The organism is Actinomyces sp. HMT897 (genome assembly GCF_016626125.1).
In the GTDB taxonomy this organism is placed as follows: Bacteria; Actinomycetota; Actinomycetes; order Actinomycetales; family Actinomycetaceae; genus Actinomyces.
On the sequence record NZ_CP067336.1, the window covers coordinates 2,923,981 to 2,946,580 of the forward strand.

21 protein-coding genes are annotated in these 22,600 nt (G+C 73.3%); 14 read left to right on the top strand and 7 right to left on the bottom strand.

From position 1 onward, the window contains the following. Nucleotides 1-195: 195 nt before the first annotated feature. From rpmE to JJJ15_RS11410, 14 genes are all read left to right on the top strand, one after another. Nucleotides 196-408: a 50S ribosomal protein L31 gene (gene rpmE / locus JJJ15_RS11350; RefSeq protein WP_106108738.1), complete on the top strand. Its 213-nt coding sequence runs from the start codon at nt 196-198 to the stop codon at nt 406-408. 117 nt (nt 409-525) lie between these two features. Continuing rightward, the gene (prfA, locus tag JJJ15_RS11355) at nt 526-1,626 is read left to right on the top strand and encodes a peptide chain release factor 1 (protein ID WP_200510803.1); all 1,101 of its coding nucleotides are present in this window, start codon (nt 526-528) and stop codon (nt 1,624-1,626) included. Between the two features lie 277 nt (nt 1,627-1,903). Then, on the top strand, nt 1,904-2,779 hold the full coding sequence (gene prmC / locus JJJ15_RS11360; protein ID WP_246742053.1) for a peptide chain release factor N(5)-glutamine methyltransferase: 876 nt from the start codon (nt 1,904-1,906) through the stop codon (nt 2,777-2,779). Nucleotides 2,780-2,999: 220 nt separating this feature from the next. Further along, entirely contained in the window at nt 3,000-3,257 is a 258-nt protein-coding gene (locus tag JJJ15_RS11365; protein WP_200510804.1) for a type II toxin-antitoxin system prevent-host-death family antitoxin, read from the top strand. A 1-nt stretch (nt 3,258) separates the two neighbouring features. Continuing rightward, complete coding sequence (locus JJJ15_RS11370; RefSeq protein ID WP_200510805.1) at nt 3,259-3,522, top strand: Txe/YoeB family addiction module toxin; 264 nt, start codon at nt 3,259-3,261, stop codon at nt 3,520-3,522. 73 nt (nt 3,523-3,595) lie between these two features. Beyond that, nucleotides 3,596-4,309, top strand: a complete 714-nt coding sequence (locus JJJ15_RS11375; RefSeq protein WP_200510806.1) for a DNA alkylation repair protein — start codon at nt 3,596-3,598, stop codon at nt 4,307-4,309. A 239-nt stretch (nt 4,310-4,548) separates the two neighbouring features. Continuing rightward, on the top strand, nt 4,549-4,707 hold the full coding sequence (locus JJJ15_RS11380; protein ID WP_200510807.1) for a hypothetical protein: 159 nt from the start codon (nt 4,549-4,551) through the stop codon (nt 4,705-4,707). 3 nt (nt 4,708-4,710) lie between these two features. Further along, nucleotides 4,711-6,963, top strand: coding sequence for a UvrD-helicase domain-containing protein (locus JJJ15_RS11385; RefSeq protein ID WP_200510808.1), 2,253 nt, complete (start codon nt 4,711-4,713; stop codon nt 6,961-6,963). A gap of 91 nt (nt 6,964-7,054) precedes the next feature. Then, entirely contained in the window at nt 7,055-7,423 is a 369-nt protein-coding gene (locus tag JJJ15_RS11390; RefSeq protein ID WP_200510809.1) for a hypothetical protein, read from the top strand. An 18-nt stretch (nt 7,424-7,441) separates the two neighbouring features. Further along, nucleotides 7,442-8,191: an NAD(P)H-binding protein gene (locus JJJ15_RS11395; protein ID WP_200510810.1), complete on the top strand. Its 750-nt coding sequence runs from the start codon at nt 7,442-7,444 to the stop codon at nt 8,189-8,191. A 192-nt stretch (nt 8,192-8,383) separates the two neighbouring features. Next, a complete protein-coding gene (locus JJJ15_RS12785) occupies nt 8,384-8,590 on the top strand; it encodes a hypothetical protein (RefSeq protein ID WP_210338792.1) in 207 nt (68 codons plus the stop codon). 34 nt (nt 8,591-8,624) lie between these two features. Further along, nucleotides 8,625-8,933 (top strand): hypothetical protein, encoded by a 309-nt coding sequence (locus JJJ15_RS11400; protein WP_200510811.1) that lies wholly within the window; start codon nt 8,625-8,627, stop codon nt 8,931-8,933. Nucleotides 8,934-9,069: 136 nt separating this feature from the next. Continuing rightward, nucleotides 9,070-12,093 carry a UvrD-helicase domain-containing protein gene (locus JJJ15_RS11405; RefSeq protein WP_200510812.1) on the top strand — a complete coding sequence of 1,008 codons (3,024 nt, stop codon included), beginning with the start codon at nt 9,070-9,072 and terminating at the stop codon, nt 12,091-12,093. 360 nt (nt 12,094-12,453) lie between these two features. After that, nucleotides 12,454-13,404 carry a CPBP family intramembrane glutamic endopeptidase gene (locus tag JJJ15_RS11410; protein WP_200510813.1) on the top strand — a complete coding sequence of 317 codons (951 nt, stop codon included), beginning with the start codon at nt 12,454-12,456 and terminating at the stop codon, nt 13,402-13,404. Nucleotides 13,405-13,561: 157 nt separating this feature from the next. Here the strand turns inward: JJJ15_RS11410 and JJJ15_RS11415 are convergent, their stop codons facing one another. The 7 genes from JJJ15_RS11415 to JJJ15_RS11445 all read right to left on the bottom strand — a co-directional run bounded on the left by JJJ15_RS11415 (nt 13,562) and on the right by JJJ15_RS11445 (nt 22,435). After that, nucleotides 13,562-14,281 carry a nitroreductase gene (locus JJJ15_RS11415; RefSeq protein WP_106108751.1) on the bottom strand — a complete coding sequence of 240 codons (720 nt, stop codon included), beginning with the start codon at nt 14,279-14,281 and terminating at the stop codon, nt 13,562-13,564. A gap of 55 nt (nt 14,282-14,336) precedes the next feature. Next, on the bottom strand, nt 14,337-14,903 hold the full coding sequence (locus JJJ15_RS11420) for a sugar O-acetyltransferase (RefSeq protein WP_174714785.1): 567 nt from the start codon (nt 14,901-14,903) through the stop codon (nt 14,337-14,339). A 381-nt stretch (nt 14,904-15,284) separates the two neighbouring features. Then, nucleotides 15,285-16,043, bottom strand: coding sequence for an anti-sigma factor (locus tag JJJ15_RS11425; protein ID WP_200510814.1), 759 nt, complete (start codon nt 16,041-16,043; stop codon nt 15,285-15,287). Further along, a complete protein-coding gene (locus tag JJJ15_RS11430) occupies nt 16,040-16,618 on the bottom strand; it encodes a sigma-70 family RNA polymerase sigma factor (RefSeq protein ID WP_106108754.1) in 579 nt (192 codons plus the stop codon). The genes JJJ15_RS11425 and JJJ15_RS11430 overlap by 4 nt, the downstream gene beginning before the upstream one ends. Before the next feature lie 147 nt (nt 16,619-16,765). After that, the gene (locus JJJ15_RS11435) at nt 16,766-18,451 is read right to left on the bottom strand and encodes a cytochrome c biogenesis protein CcdA (protein ID WP_200510815.1); all 1,686 of its coding nucleotides are present in this window, start codon (nt 18,449-18,451) and stop codon (nt 16,766-16,768) included. A gap of 92 nt (nt 18,452-18,543) precedes the next feature. Further along, nucleotides 18,544-21,219 carry a TIM-barrel domain-containing protein gene (locus JJJ15_RS11440; RefSeq protein WP_200510816.1) on the bottom strand — a complete coding sequence of 892 codons (2,676 nt, stop codon included), beginning with the start codon at nt 21,217-21,219 and terminating at the stop codon, nt 18,544-18,546. Between the two features lie 43 nt (nt 21,220-21,262). After that, entirely contained in the window at nt 21,263-22,435 is a 1,173-nt protein-coding gene (locus JJJ15_RS11445) for an ROK family transcriptional regulator (protein WP_200510817.1), read from the bottom strand. Nucleotides 22,436-22,600: the final 165 nt, after the last annotated feature.

Genomic DNA, 22,600 nt, shown 5'->3' on the forward strand with positions numbered 1-22,600 from the left:
AACTGAACTGTCCGGGCCCGGGGGAGTTGCCACGCCTCCCCCGGGCCCGGCGCTTCCCGTGCGCGGAATCACGCGGCAGCCACCGCCGCCACATTGTGCGCTGTTGCCCTACCTGGCAGAATCGTCGGCTGGCCTCCGGTTCACCTGTGCCTCCGCACGGGACCCGGGACCCTCTGATCGCCTAAGGAGACACCGATGAAGCAGGGTATCCACCCCGACTACGTGGCCACCACGGTCACCTGCACCTGCGGCAACACCTTCCAGACCCGGTCCACCGTCACCTCCGGTGAGATCCGCGTGGACGTGTGCTCGGCCTGCCACCCGTTCTACACCGGCAAGCAGAAGATCCTCGACACCGGTGGCCGTGTGGCCCGCTTCGAGGCCCGCTACGGCAAGCGCAAGCGCTGACCACCGCCCGACGCCGACGGACACCCTTGACGGGCCCGTCGGCGTCCTGGTACCCCGCCGCGAGTGCACGCCCCTGGTGGGGCGTCTTCTTGACGGCGGGCACTTCCTACCGTTGGGATGACCTCTATGACCCAAGGAGACTTCTCCGCCGTCCAGCCCGTCCTGGCCGAGTACGCCGCTATCGAGGAGCAGATGGCCGGCCCGGCCGCCGCCGACCCCGCGGTCATGCGCCGTCTGGGGCGCCGCTACGCCGAGCTGGGGCGGGTCGTGACCGCCTACCGTGCCTGGGAGGCGGCCAGTGCCGACCTCGCCGACGCCCGTGACCTGGCCGTGGAGGACGCCGACTTCGCTGCCGAGCTCCCTGCCCTTGCCGACGCCCAGGCGCAGGCCGCCGAGCACCTGCGCGAGGTCCTGGTGCCCCGTGACCCCGACGACGCCCGTGACGTCATTATCGAGGTCAAGGCCGGTGAGGGCGGGGAGGAGTCGGCCCTGTTCGCCTCCGACCTGGCCCGTATGTACGCCCGTTACGCCGAGCGTCAGGGCTGGGTGGTGGAGGTCATGGACTCCACCGCCTCCGACCTGGGCGGCTACAAGGACGTCCGGCTGTCCATCCGCTCCCGGGGCGCCGTCGAGCCCGGTGGGGGCGTGTGGGCGCACCTGAAGTACGAGGGCGGCGTCCACCGCGTCCAGCGCGTGCCGGTCACCGAGTCCTCCGGACGCATCCACACCTCGGCCGTCGGGGTCCTGGTCATGCCGGAGGCGGACGACCCCGGTGAGCTCCAGATCGACGCCTCCGACCTGCGCATTGACGTCTTCCGCTCCTCCGGGCCGGGGGGGCAGAGCGTCAACACCACCGACTCCGCGGTGCGCCTCACCCACCTGCCCACCGGGATCGTGGTGTCCATGCAGAACGAGAAGTCCCAGCTGCAGAACAAGGAGGCGGCCCTGCGCGTGCTGCGCGCCCGCCTCCTGGCCGAGCGGGCCGCTGCCGCTGCCGCCCAGGCCGCCCAGGCGCGTCGCAGCCAGGTGCGCACCGTGGACCGGAGCGAGCGCATCCGCACCTACAACTTCCCTGAGAACCGTATCGCCGACCACCGCACCGGCTACAAGGCCTACAACCTGGACGCCGTCCTGGACGGCGACCTGGGGCCGGTTGTCGCCAGCGCGATCGAGCTCGACGAGGCTGAGCGACTGGCGGCCGCCTCCGAGCGGGCATGAGCCCCCACCCGCCTCCTCCCCACACCCCTTCTCGCGAGAACGGTACTTGTTCGTCGCGAGAACGGTACTTGTTCGTCGCGAGAACGGTACTTGTTCGTCGCGAGAACGGTAGGGGCGTTGACAGCGCCCACCGGAACCAGCTTGGCCTGCAGGGGGCTCCCGGCCAGTGGGCGTGGAGGCGGGCGTGGGGCCCGGCACCTGTCGGGTGCGTGGACGGTAGGGGTGTCGGGTGTGCGGATACTAGGGGCTCGCGACCGGTGCGTGCCCGGGAGGCCTCGTGAGCGCGCCGGATCCGCCCGGGCCCCCGTCCCTGGACCGCTACCAGCTGCGCGCTGCGGTCCGCTCCGCCGCAAGGCGTCTGGCCGCCGCGGGCGTGGCCTCGCCCGAGGTGGACGCGCGCCTGCTCGCCGAGCACCTGCTGGGGACCTCGCTCGTCCTGTCCGACGGCGCCGGGGAGGACTTCCTCCCCGCCTACCTCGCGCTCGTGGGGCGTCGGGCGGGGCGCGAGCCGCTCCAGCACCTCCTGGGTGTCATGTGGCTGCGCGGGCTCGAGCTCCGGGTGCGCCCCGGCGTCTTCGTCGTCCGCCCTGAGACGGAGGTGGTGGCGGGGGAGGCCGTTGAGGCCGCACGCGCGCTGCCCACCCCGCTCGTGGTGGACCTGTGTACCGGCTCGGGCGCCATTGCCGCGGCCGTGGCGGTGGAGGCGCCGGGGGCCCGGGTGGTCGCCGTCGAGATCGACGGGGCGGCTGCGGCCCTGGCCCGGGAGAACTGCGAGCGCCTGGCCCCGGGGCGGGTGGAGGTGGTGGGGGCCGACGCCACCGCCCCGGGCACGCTGGCGGACCTGGACGGGTGCGTGGACGTCGTCGTGTCCAACCCGCCCTACCTGCCGCCCGGGTCCGTGGAGGACGCCGAGACCGCCCGCTACGACCCGCGTGCGGCCCTGTTCGGCGGGGGGCGGGACGGCCTGGACGTACCGGTGGCCGTGGTGGGACGGGCCGCCGCCCTGCTGCGTGGCGGGGGGGTGCTGGTGCTGGAGCACGACCCCGGCCAGGGGGCGGTGCTGCGCCAGGCCGCCCGGGCCGCCGGGTTCGCCACGGCGGCCACCGGTCAGGACCTGGCTGGCCGGGACCGCTACCTGCGCGCGGTGCGCTGACGGGCGGGCACGTCCGGGATGCCGGGTCGGACTGGCTACCGGGCCGGGCCGCCAGGCCGGGCAGCCGGGTCACCTCGACTGCCGGGTTGTGCCCAGACGGCGGGCCTTCCCTGCCGCCCCGAACCAGGTGAGCCAGCTCACCTGGTTGTTGGGTGTATCCCGGGACCGCGCCTTCCGGCAAGAGGTACGCTTCTTTGTACGTTTCATTGAGGGGGTTGCCGTGAAGATCATGAGCTACACCGAGTCCCGCGCCCACTACGCCGAGGTACTGGACTCCGTCATCGACGACTGCGAGGAGGTCGTCATCACCCGGGCCGGGCGCGCCCCGGCGGTCATTGTCTCGCTGGCGGAGTACCAGTCCCTCAAGGAGACCGACTACCTCCTGCGCAACCCCGCCAATGCCAAGCGCCTGCTGGAGGCCGTTGCGCACTCCCGGGCCGGTCAGGACACCTACCACGATCCTATTGAGGTCGACTGAGGTGGCGATCGCATGGGACGACTCGGCCTGGGAGGACTACCTGTGGTGGCAGGCCCATGACCGCAAGGTGCGCAGGCGCATTAACCTGCTCCTGCGCGACATCCAGTGCTCCGGCCACGAGGGGATTGGCAAGCCCGAGCCTTTGCGGTACCAGCTGACCGGCCACTGGTCACGGCGCATTACCGACGAGCACCGCCTCGTCTACCGCATCGATGACGGTGGGGACATCCACATCGTGGCCTGCCGCCACCACTACGGCGACTGACCCGGCCAGCGGGCCCGTGCGCGCTGACCCGGTGCGGCCGGTGAGCGTGATGGTGATCCGCTATGGTGCCGACATGACCCCACTGGCTGCCCGGCTCACCGAGGAGACGGACGCCCTCGTCCGCGACCTGCGCGAGGCGCTGGCCGCAGCTGGCGACCCCGCGCGGGCCGAGCAGCAGCGCCGCTACCTCAAGTCGGCCATGGAGATGTACGGCGTCGGCGTTCCCCGGACCCGCCGCATCGCCCAGGCGGTCGCCGCCTCCCACCCCTGCCTGTGGCGCGACGCCACCGGCTGGGAGGCCGCATTGCGCCGGGTGTGGGACACGGCCGAGCACCGGGAGGAGCGGTTCGCGGTGCTCGCCATTATCCGCTCCAGGCACTCCGCACCCCACGCCGACCGTATCGAGTCCCTCGCCTTGTACGAGCACCTGCTGCGCACCGGGCAGTGGTGGGACCTGGTGGACGAGGCCTCGCACGCCGTCGGCCTCGTGGTGCGGGCGCATCCCGCCGCTGCCGCCCGGATGCGCGCCTGGGCGACTGATGCGGACCTGTGGGTGCGCCGCAGCGCGATCATCTGCCAGCTCCAGCACAAGGAGCACACCGATCTGCCCCTGCTCAGCGACGTCATCGAGGCCAACCAGGACGACGGCGAGTTCTTCATCCGCAAGGCGATCGGCTGGGCGCTGAGGGACTACGCCCGCACCGACGGCGCCTGGGTGCGCGCCTTCGTTACGAACCACCCGCGCCTGTCCCCGCTGAGCCGGCGCGAGGCGCTCAAGCACCTGTGAGCTGGCGCCTTGCGAGGCCAGCGGCCCGTCGCTGGCCCGGAGAGTCTCCGCCCCGGTGCGCGTCCGTGGCATGGGCTGGGCTACATTGCGGGCCGCTACGGCAGCCCCCGCTCCCGGTGCGCGTCCGTGGCATCCGGCCTCGCACCGCCGGCCCCGCTCCTCTTTCCCGGGGCGACGGCGAGATTCTCCGGCGGCGGGGTTCCCGCCGCTGAGCCCATAGAACGTGCGAGGATGCCCTCATGAGCCTGACCGTCCCCGCCGGGTCCTCCCACCACCGAGACATGAGACTTAAGTCTCATGTCATCCTGTGGAGGGCGACGCCCTTGCTCGACGAGATCCTGCCCGTCACCACTGCGGTGGCAGCCATATCGGTGCGTGTCCGTCTGGATGAGGAGTGAGACGTGCCCACTCTGGTGATGATCAACGTCAAGGACGGCATGGACTCGTCCATGAACAAGAAGGCGTACGCCTTCCTGGAGAAGCTCAGGGCCGATGACACCCTTCCCGGCCTGCACATTGAGCCCATCCAGTCGGCCGCCGACCCCCGGGTGCGCACAGGCAGGGTGGACCGCAATTTCCGGGCCGTCCTGTTCAAGGTGGACAGCAGCTTCGGTCCCGTCTACGGATTCTACGGCATCTGGCCGCACGACAAGGCCATTGAGATAGCGCGCACCACCCGCCTGACCACGAACCGCGTCAACGGGATCCCCGAGATTCACCGCATTACCGATGCCGTCGAGGCGCTCGCCGAGGACGCCCCGGTCACCGGCGCCCCAGCCGAGGCGCCCGGCAGGTCCTCTGCCTCCCCGGCTCCTGAGGGTATCCCGGTGCAGAGCGCGAACGTCATGGGGAAGGCCCCCAGCTGGGAGCCGGGCCTGACCGTGCAGATCATCCACGACCGTCTCGGTGTAGACGAGGATCTCGCCGCCCGTGCGCTCGCCGCGCCCACCGAGGACGCTCTGGAGGACATTATTGTGTCCGCGAGCGTCGTGGCCTGGCAGGCCGACGCCCTCCTGGAGCTGGCGACCGGTACCCCGCTGGAGCAGGTGCGCAGCGACCTCGCCCTCGACCAGGGCGCCGTCATCGAGGGCACGGAGGACGAGAAGTTCCTCGCCGGCCTGAACCTGCCCGCCGCCCGCATGACCTTCTACAAGGTCGAGGACAATGACGAGCTGCGCCGGATTATTAATAGCGGGGACTTCGGTGCCTGGCGCATATTCCTCCACCCCCAGCAGCGCGAGTACGCGGAGAAGTCCCGTAACGGCTCCTTCCGCCTGTCCGGGGGCGCGGGCACCGGCAAGACCGTCGTCGCCGTCCACCGCGCCCGCAACCTGGCCCGGGCGAACCCCCGTGCGCGCGTGCTGCTGACCACCTACACCCGTAACCTGGCCGACGACCTGGCCTCCCAGGTCCACCAGCTCTCCGGCGCGCAGACGGTAAAGCGGCTCGATAGGCCCGGTGTCTACGTCAGCGGTATCGACCAGCTCGCCTGGGCCATAATGAAACGGGCTCGCTCCGGTATTGCCGACGCCGTCAAGGACGTGCTCGGACACCCCCGGGAGGACCCGCTGAAGTCCTCCGACGTCAGCTGGGACCAGGCCATTGACGAGGCCGGACGGATCCTTCCCGCCGAGATCGCCACCACGGCCTTCTTCGAGGCCGAGTACGAGACCGTCATCCTGCCCTACCGGGTCACCACCGAGTCCCAGTACCTGAGCGTGCGGCGTCAGGGCCGGGGAATATCCCTCAGCCGGGCCAGGCGGATGGCGGTCTGGAAGGTGGTCGCGGCCTACCGGTCCGCCGGCCGCGCGGAAGGGGGGACCAGCTTCGCGGAGAAGGCGGCGATCGCAGCCGCGTGGCTTGAGCGGACCGGTCAGCACCTCTTTGACCACGTGATCGTCGACGAGTCCCAGGACCTCACCCCCGCACACTTCCAGCTGCTGCGTGCGCTGGTCGCCCAGGGACCCGACGACCTCTTCCTGTGCGAGGACTCCCACCAGCGCATCTACGGCCAGAAGGTGACCCTGTCCCACTACGGGATCGAGATCCGCGGGCGGGCCCGCCGTCTGACGCTCAACTACCGGACCACCGCGCAGAACCTGGCCTGGGCCGTGAACGTGCTCGAGGGCGGCTCCTTCACCGACCTGGAGGGACTGGTCGAGAAGCACCCCTACCGCTCCTCACGCTCCGGGCCGCTGCCGTTCCTTGCCCGTGCGAGCTCACCGCACGAGCAGATACTGTGCGTCACCGCGATCGTGCGCAAGTGGTTGCAGACGTCCGCGGCCGAGGAGACCGGTGCCGGGGCCCCGGCACCCGAGACGATCGCCGTCCTCGTGCCCGACAAGCGCCAGCGCGACCAGGTGGCCGCCGCGCTGGGCGAGCAGGGCCTGGAGGTGCAGGTCGTGGACCGTGAGGAGGTCAGGCCCGGCAGGCCGCTGATCATGACCATGCACCGCGCCAAGGGCCTGGAGTTCACGCACGTGCTCCTGCTCGACGTCAACACGCTCCTCGACCCCCGGCGCCGCTACCGGGAGCCCCTGGACAAGACGGCCCTGGCTGACTGGCGGCTGCGTGAGCGCTCGCTGCTGTACGTGGCGGCCACGCGGGCGCGCGACGTGCTCGCGGTCGTGCCCACGCCCATGCCCAGGAGGTAGCCCGTACCGGCCGGGGGACGTCAGGTAGCCGTTTGCCCGGAGGGGGCGGTGGAGGCAGTGGCAAGGTCGGTTTCATAAGAAGGGTAATGAGATGACCTGGTTGTGGTGGTGCGCCGCGGTGGCGGTACTCGTCCTGGTCGACCGCCTCGCGACCTGGGCCGAGGGCCGCGGCTGGATCTACTGGCGCAGACGCCGCCCGTCAGCCGGTGGTGGTGCCGGGGTGCTGGGCGGGGTCGCCGACGTCTTCCACCCGGCGCAGGGTGTTACGGTCCAGGAGCGCCGCTACCAGGACCTCAGGGTCGACGAGTCCGGCTCGGGCGCGCCCGCACGCTCCACCGGCGCCGCCCCGGGCGTCCCCGACAGCGAGGGTGGTACGCCATCGACCCGGGTACTGGGAGGGCCTGGCAGCCTCAGGGCCGTAGGGGCAGACTCGGGGCATGACCGCACACGCACTCGCTGATACCCGAGGTGACGTCTCATGACAACGGTTCTCGTCATTGGTGCAACCGGCCAGGTCGGCCGTCTGGTGGTTGAGGAGGCCCTGGGGCGCGGCCTGAGCGTGCGGGCCCAGAGCCGTGACGCCGGGCGGGCCCGCGGCGTGCTGCCCGCGGGTGCCGAGGTCGTCCAGGCCTCACCCGCGTCCGCCGCGGACCTGCGCCCCCTGGTGGAGGGGGTGGACGCCGTCGTCCTGACCCACGGCGGGGACGTGGACGGTCGTGGGGGAGTGAGCTTCTACGAGACCGTCCTGGCGGTCCTGGAAGCCCTGGAGGCCGGGACCCACGTCAGCCTCATGACGGCGATGAACACGAGCCGCTCGGCGGGCCGCAGCCGCTACGGCTTCGTGGAGTGGAAGCGGCGGGCCGAGCGCCTCGTGCGCGTCAGCGGCCACCCCTACACAATCGTGCGGCCCGGCTGGTTCGACTACCAGGGCCCGGGCGACCGACGTATCGACCTGCGTCAGGGGGACACGGTCACCGGCCGCCCCGGCGTGGACCGCCGCCACATCGCCCAGGTCCTCCTGGAGGGTGCCGCCGTCCCCTCCGGGGCCCGACGCACCGTGGAGGTCTTCAGCACCACCGGCGCGCCCGTGACCGACTACGAGGCCCTGTTCGCCGCCACCCGGGCGGACGAGCCCGGCGCCCTCGACGGCGTACTCGACGCCAACAACGTGCCGCTCACCGACGAGCCCGCGTCCGTCCAGGCCGATATCGCGCGACTGCGCAGGTGAGCAAGGAGCAGGCGCACGGGTGGGCGTCCAGTGCGAGGGCGTCCGGGGCCGTCGGTGACGGCGCCAGCCTGCCTGGAGCAGGGGTGAACCGACGCGGTGAGGCCTGGACCGGAGCGGTCGTCTCCTGGCATCAACTGCTAATTCAGGCTAGATTAGCAGTTGTTAGCAGTTAGCCGTCCTGAGGAGCCGGACATGAAGACGCCCGTGCCGCCACCGTCGCTGGAGGCGGTCACCGCCTCCCTGCGGGGGACGTCCCGGTACCTCGAGGTCCTCCTCGACCAGCGACTGCGAACGGATCCGGACTACCACCCGTGGGACTGGTTCCTCCTCCCGGCTGCTGCGACGCGCCCCCGCACGCTATGCGCGCTCCTTCCTGTACACCGAGCAGGACCAGGGTGATCTCACCTACTTCCTCCTGGAGCAGGCCAGGGTCGTGGTCCGGGCTGTCAACGAGCTCGACGCCTACCTGGCGCGCAAGACGGCGGAGCTGCGGTCCGCCGACGTCCTCCTACGCGGGCTCGGGCTGAACTACCGCCAGACGGACGTCCTGGGGCGGTTTCTGCGCGACCCTGGGCTGTCAACCAGCGTCGCGGACCACCAGGCGCGCTACGGCGTCGTGGCACAGACGGCCCGGACCGACCTGACCGACCTCGCCCGGCACGGTTACCTCGACTCCTCCAAGCAGGGGCGGCGCGTGGTGTGGCACCCAGTGGGGGACCTACCAGCACGCCTGGGAGCGTAGCGTTCCGCGATAGCGTCGTCGCCAGCCTCCTCGGCGGTACCGCCGTGAGCGGGGGAGGCGATAGTGCCAGCTCGGCAGGGCGTCCGGGGCCGGGGCCCGCGGTGCCGCCCTTAGGCTGGTATAGGCTGGCCGTGAGATGAACGCGATCGACTCCCTCTTCGGCTCCCTGCCCGTCTCCGGCGCACAGGTGCGCCCCGGTGCGCAGGCGCCGGCAGAGGCGGCCCTGCCCAGCCTGCCCGACCCGGCCGACGACTCCTGGGCCGACGTCGAGCCCCCCGCCGAGGACTGGGAGACCGAGCCTCCCGCCGAGGAGGCGCCCCCGGACCTGGGCGCCGTCGCCCCCACCTGGGAGGAGCACCAGACCGGCGTCTCCGCCCTCGTCGCCCGTGCCCGGGCGAACGCCGCCCGTGCCCGCGGTGCCGGGAGGCGCGAGCCCGCCGGGGGTGGGGCCACGGCGTCGGGCCCCGGGGACGCGGCCCGCCCCTACGGCCCAGGCCCCCTCCCCGGGCTCACCGTCGCCGACCCCACCACCCTCCTGGCCGACCTCAACCCCGCCCAGGCCCAGGCCGTCACCCACGCCGGCAGCCCCCTGCTCATAGTGGCCGGCGCCGGCAGCGGCAAGACGCGCGTGCTGACCCGCCGCATCGCCCACCTGCTGGCCACCGGTCGTGCCCGGCCCGGGGAGATCCTGGCCATCACCTTCACCAACAAGGCCGCCGCCGAGATGCGCGAGAGGGTCACCGCCCTGGTGGGCCCGGTGGGGCAGCGCATGTGGGTGTCCACCTTCCACTCCGCCTGCGTGCGTCTCCTGCGCCGCGAGCACGCCGCCGCCTCCCTGCGCTCCACCTTCTCCGTCTACGACGCCGCCGACTCCGCACGCCTGATCACCCTCGTGGTGCGCGAGCTGGGCATCGACCCCAAGCGCTTCACCCCCAAGACCTTCGCCCACCGCATCTCCGACCTCAAGAACGAGCTCGTCACCCCCGTTGAGTTCGCCGAGGAGGCGGTGACCTCCAACCCCCTGGAACGCCACCTGGCCGAGGTCTACCCCGCCTACCAGGCCCGCCTGGGGGCCGCGAACGCCCTGGACTTCGACGACCTCATTATGCGCACCGTCCAGCTCCTGCGGCAGCGCCCCGACGTGGCCGAGGCCTACCGGCGCCGCTTCCGCCACGTGCTGGTCGACGAGTACCAGGACACCAACCACGCCCAGTACGTGCTGGTCCACGAGCTCATCGGGGGACCGGGCACCTCCGGGGCCGACTCGGCCCTCCCCCCCGGTGAGCTGACCGTGGTGGGGGACTCCGACCAGTCCATCTACGCCTTCCGCGGAGCCACCATCCGCAATATCGAGGAGTTCGAGCAGGACTACCCGACGGCCCGCACCATCCTGCTGGAGCAGAACTACCGCTCCACCCAGAACATCCTCACCGCCGCCAACGCCGTCATCTCGCGCAACCCCGGGCGCCGGGAGAAGAACCTGTGGACCGACTCCGGCGACGGGCCCGCGATCATCGGCTACGTGGCCGACTCCGAGCACGACGAGGCCCGCTGGGTCAGCACCGAGATCAGCCGCCTGGCCGAGGAGGCCGGTGTGCGCCCGCGCGACGTCGCCGTCTTCTACCGCACCAACGCCCAGTCCCGTGCCCTGGAGGAGGCCTTCATCCGCTCCGGGCAGCCCTACAAGGTCGTCGGCGGCACCCGCTTCTACGAGCGCAAGGAGATCAGGGACGCCATCGCCTACCTGCGTGGCGTGGACAACCCCGACGACGACGTCTCCCTGCGTCGCGTCCTCAACGTGCCCAAGCGCGGGCTGGGGGACAAGGCGGAGGCGGCCCTGGGCGCGCACGCCTCCAGGTACTCGGTGAGCTTCGGGCGGGCCGTGGCCGACGCCGCTGGCGAGCCCCGGCCCGCCACCGGGCCGGCAGGGGCGGCACAGCCCGCGCCCGGGGCCCAGGACGGGACGGGTGAGGTGGGCTCCGGGGCGCCCGGGGCCCAGGAGCCCGCGACCACCCCGCCCGCCGTCCAGGGGCTGACCGCCCGGGCCACCCGGCAGGTGACCGCCTTCCACCAGCTCCTTACCGGCCTGCGCCACCAGCTCGCCGCCGGCGACGGCGTCGCCGACATCCTGGACTCCGCCCTGGACGCCTCCGGGTACCTCGCCGAGCTGCGCGCCAGCGACGACCCGCAGGACGCCAGCCGGGTGGAGAACCTGGCCGAGCTCCACGCGGTGGCCTCCGACTTCCAGGCGGCCAACCCCGAGGGCACGCTGGCCGACTTCCTGGAGCGGGTCAGCCTGGTGGCCGACTCCGACCAGCTCCCCCCGGGCGCCGACACCCAGGACGCCCACGCCCCGGACCAGGAGCAGGGCCAGGTCACCCTCATGACCGTCCACACCGCCAAGGGCCTGGAGTTCCCGGTCGTCTTCGTCACCGGCCTGGAGGACGGGACCTTCCCGCACTCCCGGGCCCTGGCCGAGGAGACCGAGCTGGCCGAGGAACGCCGCCTGGCCTACGTGGCCCTCACCCGCGCCCGTGAGCGCCTCTACGTGACCCGGGCCGCCGTGCGCTCCGCCTGGGGGGCGGCCAACGCCATGCCCGCCTCCCGCTTCCTGGAGGACATCCCCGCGCAGACCATGGAGTGGAGGCGCATCGCCTCCTCCACGGACGCCCTGCGTGGGGGCGGCACCGGCTGGGGGAGCAGCTGGGAGGGCGGGCTCGGAGGCGGGCGGGGCTCCTACGGCACCGGGGGCGGTGCCGGGAAGGCCGCGGGGGGCCGCCGTCGGCCCTCCTACGACGACGACTTCGCCCCGCCGATCGGCTCGGGCCGCCCGAAGCGCACGGGGCGGCTCGGCCGGGTCGAGACCCCCAAGGACCGCTTCGAGGCGCGGCGGGCCGAGCGCATGGCCAAGCGGGGCAGGCCCACGCGGCTCGACGGCTCGAGCGCCGGGGCCGATGGGGCCGACGGCGGGGCGCTGCCCGCCGCCGTCGCCGGTCTGAAGGTCGGGGACCGCGTCCGCCACGACGCCTACGGCGAGGGGGACGTCGTCGCCCTGGAGGGCGCGGGGCGCTCGACCGTCGCCCGCGTCACCTTCACCGTCGACGGCGCGAAGAACACCAAGCGCCTCATGCTGCGCCTGGCGCCGATCGCCAGGATCTGAGGGGTCCGCGCCGGCTCGGACCTGGCCGAGGCGTCCGCTACGCCCTTTTGTCTCTGCTACGCCTCTTGACCCTTCACTGTACGAGAAAAAGGAGCGTAGCAGAGGGTGAAGGGGCGCAGTAGACGGAAAAAGGCGTAGCAGACGATCCGGGGCGGTCGGGGCTGGCGCGGGCCGAGCCCGCCTCGCACAATGCGAGCCCGGGTGACATCACCAATTCGACCCCCCAGGGGGTGGAGCCGTCGCAGACGGTGTCCGCGGCGCTCGGGGTGGTGCCAGCTCCACCCCGAACCCGCCGGCTCCACCCCGGACCCTGGTGCTGGCCCCATGGAGGGGTGGGAGAGCTCGTGATGTCATTGCCGCATGGCACAGCATCCTCGTCCTCTCACCGTTTCCGCGGCCCCCGCCGCTCCGGGCTCGCGCGAGCGACGCTCCTGGCTCCAGGGGCTCGCCGGAGCGGGGCTCTTCCTCCTCACCCAGACCCTGATCATCGTCGTGGCACGAGGCGGCACGCACCTGCTGACATCCGTCATGCCGCAACCCATGGCCTACCTGACGACCGCGCTCCTCGTCTCGGCGACGTGCGTGATCACGGTCGTGGCGGGGTACCGCCTCATCGTCCGACGAATCGGTTGCCGTGAAGCGCCCGAGATGGGCGGCCCCGGCGCACTGCGCGAGCTCGCCGCGGGGCTGGCGCTGGGCGGCGCGCTCATCTGCGCCGTCTTCGCAGTCCTCGCCCTGGCGGGGGCCTACCGCATCACCGGGGTCGGCTGGTCGGAGGGCATCGCCGTCGGCCTGATATTCGGGGTCGTCGGAGGATTCAACGAGGAGACGATGTTCCGCGGATTCCTCCAGCGACTCATCGAGACCAGGCTGGGCAGCTGGTGGGCGCTCGGAACCATCTCCGTCGTCTTCGGCCTGCTGCACCTGACCAACTCCGGAGCGACCCTGTCCGGCTGCCTCATCATCGCCCTCACGGCCGCGCCGCTGCTCGGGGCCTGCTACCTGCTCACCCGGCGCCTGTGGCTGGCCATCGGGGTGCACGCGTCCTGGAACTTCATCCAGGGCGGCGTCTTCGGCTCCGACGTCTCGGGGACCGGAATGATCAAACGGGGCCTGTTCGAAGCGACCTTCCACGGGCCCGACTGGCTCACCGGCGGCCGCATGGGCGTGGAGGGCTCCGTCGTCACCGTGGTCGTGTGCGCGACGGCGGCCGCGGTGATCCTCCTGATGGCCCGACGCCGGGGAATGCTGCTGGCGCCGCGATGGCGGCGTCCGGCGCCGGCGGACGACGACGTCGTCGAGCGGCGGTGACGGCGGCGGGTGCGGGCGGGCGCCGCGCCGTCGGACGCTGACGGACGACGACGAGCGGCGTCGAGCACCGCGGACAGCGGCGGCCGGTGACGATCCGCCCGGCTCACGGGGCCATCGGGGTTGCGAGCCGGACCTGGTCGGGCCCGGCCCGCCCGGTTCACGACCGGGCCGGCACCAGGCGCACGGCCCGCCGATCGGCCCGGAAGTCGTTGACCGGGGCGTCGGAGGCGTAGCCCAGGGCGAAGCCCGTGATGAGGCCGTAGTCGGCCGGCGCCTCGAACTCGGCGTCGAAGGGGCGGCGCCAGGTGGCCAGGACCCCGAGGGGGCAGGAGTCGACGCCGCGGGCCTTGGCGGACAGGAACAGGGTTTGGAGCATGAGCCCGGCGTCGAGCGCGGCGAAGGGCATGAAGTCCTTGTGGATGAGGACGAAGCCGATGACCGGCGCGCCGAAGGCCTCGCAATTGCGCCGGGCGGCCGCGTCGCGGGCCTCGCGGTCCCGACGGGCGATGCCCATGTGCGCGTACAGCCGGCCGCCGACGGCCTGGGAGTGGGGCAGCAGCTCCGCGGGGTAGGGCGCCCAGGTGCGGTAGTCGCCGTCGGGCGCCCTGCCGCTCAGGACCAGGCGAGCCGTGGCGCCGCGCTCCTTGTGCTGGACGGGGAGGGTCGCGTCGAACTCGGCGACGTAGGCGGCGCGCAGGCGGTCCGCCCGCTCCCCGGTGGCCAGCGCCACCATGAAGGGCCGGGTGTTCGACCAGCTCGGGGCCTGGCGGGCGTCGTCGAGGATCGCGTCGAGGACCTCGCCCGGCACCGGGTCGGGCCGGAAGTCGCGCACGGAGTGCCGGGCGGCGGCCAGGTCGGAGAAGGCTTCGGGGTTCACGGCGGTGGCTCCTTGGGAAGTGCGGCGGTGCTGGCGGTCGGGGCCGCCCCGGACTCTACGACCGGCGCCGGGGGACGAAGGTGGAGTCGTCCAGCGTGCGGATGACCCGGGCGGGGGAGCCCACGGCCAGGGAGCGGGCCGGGATGTCGCGGGTGACGACGGCGCCCGCGCCGATGACGCAGTCGTCGCCGATCGTCACGCCCGGGCAGACGATGACGCCGCCGCCCAGCCACACGTTGTCCCCGATGACAATGGGATCGGCGCTCTCCAGCCCCGTTCGGCGCGGCGTCGGCTCCAGGGGGTGGATCGGGGTGAGCAGCTGGACGTTCGGGCCGAACTGGCAGTGCACCCCGATGGTGATGGTGGCGACGTCCAGGGCGGTGAGCCCGTAGTTGGCGAAACTGCCCTCGCCGACGATGATGTTCTCCCCGTAGTCCACGCGCACCGGCGGCAGGAGGATCGCACCGGCCCCCAGGTGCGGGATCGCGGCGCGCAGGTGGGCCTGGGCGTCGGGCTCGCCCTCGTCGAATGCCCGCTGGTAGCGGGACAGCTCGCGACGGGCTCGGGCGGCGATCCGCCGGGAGTCCGGGTCGTCGGACACGTACCAGTCCCCGGCGAGCATGCGCTCGCGGTTGGTCCGCGGATCCCCCTGGAGGTAGGGGGCGGCCAGGGGGAAGCGCTCCCCGGTGCCCTGGGACGGGGCGGGGGCGTCGTCGGTGCTGTGGGAGCCGGTCATGGGCACGAGCCTACCGGGCCCGCCCCGTCTGCGGCCCGTGGCGGCCCCGGCCCAGTGGGCAGACCGGGAGCCAGGAGGGTCACGGTGACCTGCGGCCCGTAGCGGGTCCGGCCCCGGCCTTGGGCGGGCCCGGCCCCGGCCCACCGCCTGGTGGCGGGCCCGCGGTCGGGCGTCGGCGGCGTGAGGGCCCGGCCCGCGGGCGGCCTCAGGGCAGGAGCGAGGCGTTAGCAGGATCCACGCCAGCGCGGCCCCCTGGGGCGGGCGGCATCAGGTGTGCGGCTCGCTCGGTGGCGGCGTGGGTGACGGCGTGGCGGTGCCGTCCCCTACCTGGAGGACCACCAGGGGCGGTGAGGTGGGCTGGGCGGAGCCGCCCCGGGGCTCCCGGGTGATGAGGACCTGCTGGCCGGGCCGGGGCGTGAGGGCCAGGAAGGAGAAGGTGTCCCCCGAGCCGGGGTCGTAGACCCCCAGCGAGGTCGTGTCGCCCCCCTGCCTGAGCCAGACCTGGAGGCTGGAGCCCGGGGCGGAGGCGGACATCCCCGCAGGCAGGCTCAGCGCCGTCATCCCCATGCCCTCCGACCAGGTCAGGGTGGCCACGTGGCCGTCTGGCATGGCCTGGGAGACCCGTCGCACGTCCTGGGCCTGGTTGAGGTGGGCGAAGTGCTCCGTGGAGGACATGGAGTCCATGGCGTTCCAGTGCCCCAGGACCGCGCCGGTGCCCAGGAGCGCCACGCACGCCGCCGCCCGCAGCACCACGGTGCGCCAGCGTCGTCGGCCCAGGGGGACCACGACGGCGTCGGCCCGCCCCGGGCCCGGGTCCTCGGACGGCGCCCTGGGCGCGGGGGACGGGGCGGGACGCTCCTGGGGCGTGCGGGCGACCTGCTCCAGGAGCCGGGCCCGCAGGGCGGGCGGTGGAGGGACCGGCTCCAGCGAGGCGCCCAGGAGGGAGGCGGTCTCCCCCTCCAGGAGCGCCTCCAGCTCGGCGTCGGCGGGGACGTCACGGGGGCCGGTGCCCCGGGTGCCGGTCATCGTTCCACCTCCAGGTGAGTGCGCAGCTTGAGCAGTCCGTCACGTACCCTCGTCTTGACCGTCCCCAGCGGCACCCCGCAGCGCCTGGCGATCTGTGCGTGGCTGAGGCCGCTGAAGTAGGCCAGCTCGAGGGTGGAGCGGTGCGGCTCGCCGACCTTCTCCAGGGCCCGGTGCAGCCGCGCCCCCTCCAGGTGGTCCTCGGCGGCCTGGGCGGTGACGTCGTAGTCGGGCTCGTAGCCGCCGCGCCAGGCGTGGTCACGGTCCCGGCAGGACTGGCTGGAGCGGACACGGTCGATAGCCCGACGGCGGGTCAGGGTCACCAGCCACGCCCGGGCACTGCCGCGCTCGGGACGGAACGTGGCGGCACGCTGCCACACCTCCAGGAACACCTCCTGGAGGACCTCCTCGGACTGGGCGCGGTCCACCACGATACGCAGCACCAGGGCCAGGAGCCTGCCCGCCCAGGCGTCGTACAGGCAGGCGAAGGCCTGGGCGTCCCCCTGCGCGACCCGGGTCAGCAGGGCGGCGTCCGGCTGTGCCTCCGGCCCCGCCCCCGTGGTGTCCTGCGGTGTCACGGTGACATCGTAGGGGACCGGGCCGGGCGGTGGCTCCCCGGCGTCGTAGCGGGGGTGGCCTGCGGGCCGGCCTGCGCGCCCTGGACGCCCGCGTGGCGCCCCGGCGCCCCGGTGTCGTGGTGGGGCGGGTGGCGTCCGGGGGACCTGTCACCCGAAGGTGAAGGAGTAGAGGGCCAGGCCGGGGGAGACGGTGAGCTCCAGCGTGCCGCTGCTGGTCTGCGGCGTGCTGAGCAGCTCCAGGGCGTCGGGCACCCCGGAGACGTGGAGGGTGCGCTCCTGGCCGCCGTCCACGCTGTAGGTGAGGTCGCCCTCGCCGGAGACCACCAGGTTGACCTGCCTGCCGTGGTAGGCCAGGCGCAGCCGGGCGGGGCCGGTCGCGGGGGAGACGGACTGCCGCCCCACGTCCCAGGTGCCCTCCAGGGCGAAGGTGTCCGGCTCCAGGGAGTCGGGGAAGGTCAGCTCCTGGCGGCCCTCCGGGAGACGTCCGGAGGCGAACGTGGAGGCCCGGGCCGCCCCCAGGTACGTCTCCGGGGTCCGCGACCCCGTCACGGTGGGGGCGTCGTCCTCGGGGGTGAACACGGGCTCGGGCAGGGCGGCGTCCGGGTCGGCCTGACGCAGCAGCTCACGCACGAGCCTCTCGGTGGTGGCCTCACCACCCTCCCCGAAGGCCACCTGACGCAGCTGGCCGGTGGCGTCGGCGAGGTAGTGGGCGGGCCAGTAGCGGTTGCCGAAGCTCCGCCAGGTGGCCAGGTCGGAGTCCACCGCCACGGGGTAGGTGATACCCAGCCTCCTGGTGCCCTCGCGCACGTTGTCCGTCTCCTTCTCGAAGGCGTACTCCGGGGAGTGGACGCCGATGACCTGCAGCCCGTAGGCGGCGTAGGTCTCGTGGAGCCTCTGGATACCGGGGACGGAGCGCTGGCAGTTGATGCACGAGTAGGCCCAGAAGTCGATGAGCTGGACCTTTCCCGCCCGGTCCGCCTCGCTCAGGGGCTGGTCGCCGGGGGTGTTGAGCCACGCGGTGGCCCCCGTGACGGCGGGCAGGGCGCCGCAGTCGGCCAGGTGGTCGGCGCCCGGGACGCAGGCCCGGTTCGACCCCGCGCCCCTGCCGTTGAGGAACCGGTCGACGCCGGCCTGGAGGGAGGCGGTGTAGTCGGGCAGGGAGCGCTGGAGGGACGCGGGCAGGTCGAGGACGAGCGCCACGGACAGGGCGACCATGAGGGCCCCGGCGGCCAGGCGCACGCCCCTCTGACGGGAGCGGAAGGCCCTGAGACGCTGGGTGACCCTCTGCCCCGCCAGCGCGAAGGCCAGCAGGGGCACGGCGGCGCCCAGGGCGAAGGACAGGGCCAGGGTCACGGTGTCCGCGCCGATCCTCCCGGTGGAGCCCGCCACGGAGACGGCCGCCAGGACCGGGCCGGCGCAGGGGACGTAGGCGGCGCCCAGGACCAGGCCCAGGGCGAGGCCGCCGGAGGGGCTGCGCGAGCCCAGCCTCTGGAACCGGGCGAAGGGGCGCTCCATGACCTCCATGACCCTCGGGACGATCATGCCCACGCCAATGAGGGCCAGCAGGACGATCCCCGTCCAGCGGACGAGGTCCTGGGGCAGGTGGAGGAGGGTGAGCAGGGTCGATCCCAGGAGGGTGAGGACGGTGAAGCTGAGCACCAGGCCGGTGACCACCAGGTAGGGGCGCCACCGGGAGGGGGGCTCGGGTCCGGCGTCGGGCCGTGCCGCCCGGGTGCCCCCGGACAGGAGGACGACAGGCAGGACCGGCAGGACACAGGGGGAGATCCCGGTAATGAGACCTCCGAGCACGCCTATGAGAACCAGGCTAATCATGACCGCTCCTTATCGGCAGGTGGTGTCACCCCGGGTTCGGAGCGGAAGGGGGTAGTGGATTGGAGGGGTGAGGGCCCCTTAAGGGGTCGGGGCTACAGCACCTCCGTCACGGCCCCCAGCAGGCCCTCACCGAGGCCGGCCGCCCGCAGGGAGGCCAGCAGGGCGGCGCCCGTCAGCCCGGAGCCCACGGCCGCCCAGGCGGCGTCCTTGACGATGTAGTCGATCCGTGCCTCCTCCAGCAGGGCGAGGACCTCCTCCTGCCAGGGGGCCTGCCGCACGGCCAGGCCGCCCACCTCCACCGTGGTCCCACGTCGTCGTGCGGTGGCGTCCACGACCCCGAGGTCCACGCTGAGCCCGCCCCCCAGGGTCGTCCCGTCGGCCTGGCGCGCAGCGGTCGGGACGTCCAGGGGGCGGCCGTCCAGGCGCACCTGTGCGGCACCGGGCGCCGACACGCCCAGGATCTCCAGCCTGAGGCGGCGGCGTGAGGGCACGACGCCCTGCGCCCCCTGCTCGCGTACGGACAGCCTGACGCCCTCCGCCGACCAGCTGGCGGTCAGGGTGGTGCGGGTCACGGCGTCGTCCCCGGGCTCCGGGGAGCCGTCGTCCTCCTCCAGCACGAACTCACCGCGCGTCCCCGGCGCGCCCGGGACCAGGACGAGCGCCAGGTGCACCGGGTTCGAGCCCGCCGCCTCGGACAGGTCGCCCGCCAGCACCAGGACGCAGCCCTCCCGCGCCAGGACCGGGAGGCGTTCCAGGGGCCGGAAGAAGGACAGCTCACGACCGCCCTCGGGGAGGACCTCGTAGCGTCGGCCCGTGACCACGTCCCACCACGTGCCCCGGGGCAGCCAGGCGTCCTCCCGGCCCAGGCGCGTGACGGCGTCGAGGGGGTGGACCATGGGGACCACCAGCAGGTCGCCGAAGAGGAACGTCGTGCGGTGGCTGTAGGCCCCCGGCTGCCGGGGGTGGTCGTGGTAGAGCGGTCGCACCGGGCCCACGCCCTGGCTGTGGGCCCGGCGGGCCCAGGTGTAGAGGGTGGGGACGAGACGGTGCCGGAGCCTCAGGTAGGCCTCCATGGTGGCCCGGGCGTCCCGGCTGTAGCGCCAGGGCTCCTTGGAGCTGAAGGCCGACCTCGTCGAGTGCAGGCGGTTGACGGGGGAGAAGCAGCCCAGCTGCACCCACCGGGCCGAGCGCTCCGGGTCGGCCGTGCCGAGCATGTGCCCGCCGATGTCGTGGGACCACCAGTAGTAGCCGATGTTCGCCGCCGTGGCCGTGAACTCCGGCTGGAAGGCCAGTGAGGCCCAGGTGGCGTGCGTGTCCCCCGAGAAGCCCACGGGCGTGCGGTGGCTGGAGGCGTCCGCGAAGCGGGAGAAGGTCACCGGCCGACGACGCCACGCACCCGGCCCGCCCCCGGTGGCACCCTCCCGGGCAGCTGGCCCGGCGGGCGACCCGGCGGGCGGGGATGCCTCCTCCCGCCGGGCAGCCGGCCCGGCGGCCGACTCAGCGGGCAGAGGCGCCTCCTGGCGGGCGGGGGCCGCCGGCCTGGCCCCGCCCCCGGGGCCCTGCGGGCGCTCGCGCCCGGAGTCCAGGTAGTGGACGTGGTTGAGCATCCACAGCGGGTCCAGGCCCGGGACGTCCGTGGCGCCCCCCTGCTGCCAGTCCAGCCACCAGAAGTCCACCCCCTGCTCCTCCAGGGGGTGGTGGACGCAGGTGAGGTAGGCGTCGGTGAAGGCCCTGTCCCCGATATTGAAGGGGATGCCCGTGCCCGTGTCCGGGTCCAGGCCCAGCCGGGCGGCCACGGCGCGGTAGGCGGCCTCGTGACGGCGGATCCCGTCGGCCGGGTGGAGGTTGAGGGCGACCTCCAGGCCGCGCCCGTGGAGGGCGGCCAGGAATCGCCCGGGGTCCGGGAAGAGCCTCCGGTTCCAGGTGTAGCCCGTCCAGCCGTTGCCGATCGCCGGGTCCACGTCCACCTCGTGCCAGTCCATGTCGACCACGGCCACGGACAGGGGGACGCCCTCGGCGGCGAAACGGTCCACGAGGGCCAGGTACTCCTCCTCGGAGTAGGCGTGGTAGCGGCTCCACCAGTTGCCCAGGAGGGCCCGGTCAATGAGCGGGGTGGGTCCGGTCAGGCGGAAGAAGTCGTCCAGGGCCGCGCGGTAGTCCTGCCCGTAGCCGAAGAGGTAGAGGTCCGTGTCCGGGGTGGAGCCGTCCACGGGGCTCGCACCGGGGCGGGGACGGACCCACTGGTCCTCGGTCAGGAGCAGGGAGGCCGAGTCGTCCAGGACGGCCCAGCCGGCCAGGGACAGCAGGCCGGGGCACAGGGGGACGGCGCCGTCGGCCTCGTCCAGGGTGCGGGCGGTACCGCCGAGGTTCGTGGGGTAGGGCTCCTGAGGGTCCCAGGTGTCCCCGAAGCGCCAGGTGCCGCCGTGGGGGTGGATGACCCGGGTGCGCAGGGCCACCTGGAGGCCGGTGCGGGAGAACCCCCGGAAGGGGCGGTAGGTGAGGTGGAGGTGCTCGGTGACGACCTCGACGCGCTCGCCCTCGCCGCTGCCGGTGCGGCGGACCCGGAAGTCCGGGACCGGGCCGAGGTCCCGGCTCGTGACGAGCTGGGTGGCGGCGTCGGTGAAGCCGCCCGGGACCGCCAGGTGCTCCATGCGGATGAGGCGGCTCGTGAGCACCGTGAAGCGGTAGCCGGGCCCCTCCACCACCGCCTCGGGGCGGGCGGGTGCCGGCAGCGGCCGGTCGGGGGCGGTGGACAGGGGCGATGACACGATACGGCTCCTGGCTGGTGGGCGGCGGGTGGGGTGTGGTACGTCAGGTGGCGGGGCCGTCGGGCATGACCCGGTGGCGCAGGGCCAGGGTGGCGGCACCCCGCGCCCAGTCGGCCCGGTGGTGCTCGCGCACCTCGAGGCGGACGTCCTCGGCCGAGGAGCGCCGCAGGGAGCTGATGCCCACCATGACCTGGTCCTCGAAGAGGGCGGCCACGTCGGCGCGCTCCCCGGCCACCACCACCACCTCGGGCAGGGTGAAGGCCGCCGCCATGGCAATGAGACGGCCCAGGCGCCGGGCGAAGGAGGAGACGACGGCCACCGCGTCCGCGTCACCCTGCACGGCCAGGCGCACCACCTGCGCAGCCTCCAGCGGGGACCGCCCGCACTCGGTCCGCCAGACACGTTCCAGGGCCGAGTCGGTCAGGGTGTCCATGGCCGCCCGGGCCGTCGCGGGGCGGGCGCCGTCGGGCACGGGGACGGTCCCCATGAGCCCGAGCTCGGCGGAGGGCGTCGTCACAACGTTCCCGTCGCAGGCCAGGCCGAAGCCCACGCCGGACCCGACCGTCACGACGTCGAAGCGGCGGTGACTGCGGCCGGCCCCGAACCACGCCTCGCCCAGGGTCAGGGCCACCAGGTCGTTGGCGACCGTGCAGGGGACGCCCAGGGCCTCCTCCGCCAGGCGGGCCAGGGGGACGGAGGACCAGCCGTAGAAGGTGGCCTCGCCCACCACCCGGCCGCCCCGGGTGGCGCCGCCCAGCGAGATCCCGGCGCAGGCCGGGGGCGGGAGCCTCCCGGCCCCGGACACGGCCTCGGCGACCGTGTCCTTGAGGAGGGCGACGACGTCGGCGGGGGAGCGGGACCCCAGCGGGACCTGGACGGAGGCGTGAGGGGTCAGGGTCAGGTCCGTGACCACGACCGTCAGGCTGGTGACGGACAGCGTGGCGCCCACGATGCTCTCCGCCTCGGCCCGCACCGCCAGGGGCGTCTGGGGGCGTCCCGTGGCCGCGACCTGCTCGGCCGTGGCCGTGAGCAGCCCGGAGGCGACCAGCGGGGCGGTCAGGCGCGTAATGGAGGCGGGGGAGATGCCGACGGCCTCCATGATCTGGGGCCGCGAGAGGCGGCCGTGGCGCAGCAGCTCCAGGACGATGCGCCGCTGGGTCCCGGTCAGGTCCGCCCAGGGGTTCTCCGGGAGGGTGGGCGGGCGACGCGTCGTCATGGGCCCATTGTGCCTGACCGGCGCGGCCGCGGCGTCCCGGCCCCGGTCTTTCTTCTGCCAGGAGAGGAAGACGGTGGCGTGGTGGCTGACGCCGGGACAGGTCCAGGTCCTCGCTTGCGCTCCTCTTTATTTAGGGGCAAAATAATCTCGTCATCGCAACGACGC

Excerpts from the sequence above, each read along its gene's own strand:
- rpmE (WP_106108738.1), top strand. The coding sequence starts at position 196 with ATGAAGCAGGGTATCCACCCCGACTACGTGGCCACCACGGTCACCTGC.
- prfA (WP_200510803.1), top strand. The coding sequence starts at position 526 with ATGACCTCTATGACCCAAGGAGACTTCTCCGCCGTCCAGCCCGTCCTG.
- JJJ15_RS11375 (WP_200510806.1), top strand. The coding sequence starts at position 3,596 with ATGACCCCACTGGCTGCCCGGCTCACCGAGGAGACGGACGCCCTCGTC.
- JJJ15_RS11380 (WP_200510807.1), top strand. The coding sequence starts at position 4,549 with ATGAGCCTGACCGTCCCCGCCGGGTCCTCCCACCACCGAGACATGAGA.
- JJJ15_RS11390 (WP_200510809.1), top strand. The coding sequence starts at position 7,055 with ATGACCTGGTTGTGGTGGTGCGCCGCGGTGGCGGTACTCGTCCTGGTC.
- JJJ15_RS11395 (WP_200510810.1), top strand. The coding sequence starts at position 7,442 with ATGACAACGGTTCTCGTCATTGGTGCAACCGGCCAGGTCGGCCGTCTG.
- JJJ15_RS12785 (WP_210338792.1), top strand. The coding sequence starts at position 8,384 with ATGAAGACGCCCGTGCCGCCACCGTCGCTGGAGGCGGTCACCGCCTCC.
- JJJ15_RS11405 (WP_200510812.1), top strand. The coding sequence starts at position 9,070 with ATGAACGCGATCGACTCCCTCTTCGGCTCCCTGCCCGTCTCCGGCGCA.
- JJJ15_RS11410 (WP_200510813.1), top strand. The coding sequence starts at position 12,454 with ATGGCACAGCATCCTCGTCCTCTCACCGTTTCCGCGGCCCCCGCCGCT.
- JJJ15_RS11420 (WP_174714785.1), bottom strand. The coding sequence starts at position 14,903 with ATGCTCGCCGGGGACTGGTACGTGTCCGACGACCCGGACTCCCGGCGG.
- JJJ15_RS11425 (WP_200510814.1), bottom strand. The coding sequence starts at position 16,043 with ATGACCGGCACCCGGGGCACCGGCCCCCGTGACGTCCCCGCCGACGCC.
- JJJ15_RS11435 (WP_200510815.1), bottom strand. The coding sequence starts at position 18,451 with ATGATTAGCCTGGTTCTCATAGGCGTGCTCGGAGGTCTCATTACCGGG.
- JJJ15_RS11445 (WP_200510817.1), bottom strand. The coding sequence starts at position 22,435 with ATGACGACGCGTCGCCCGCCCACCCTCCCGGAGAACCCCTGGGCGGAC.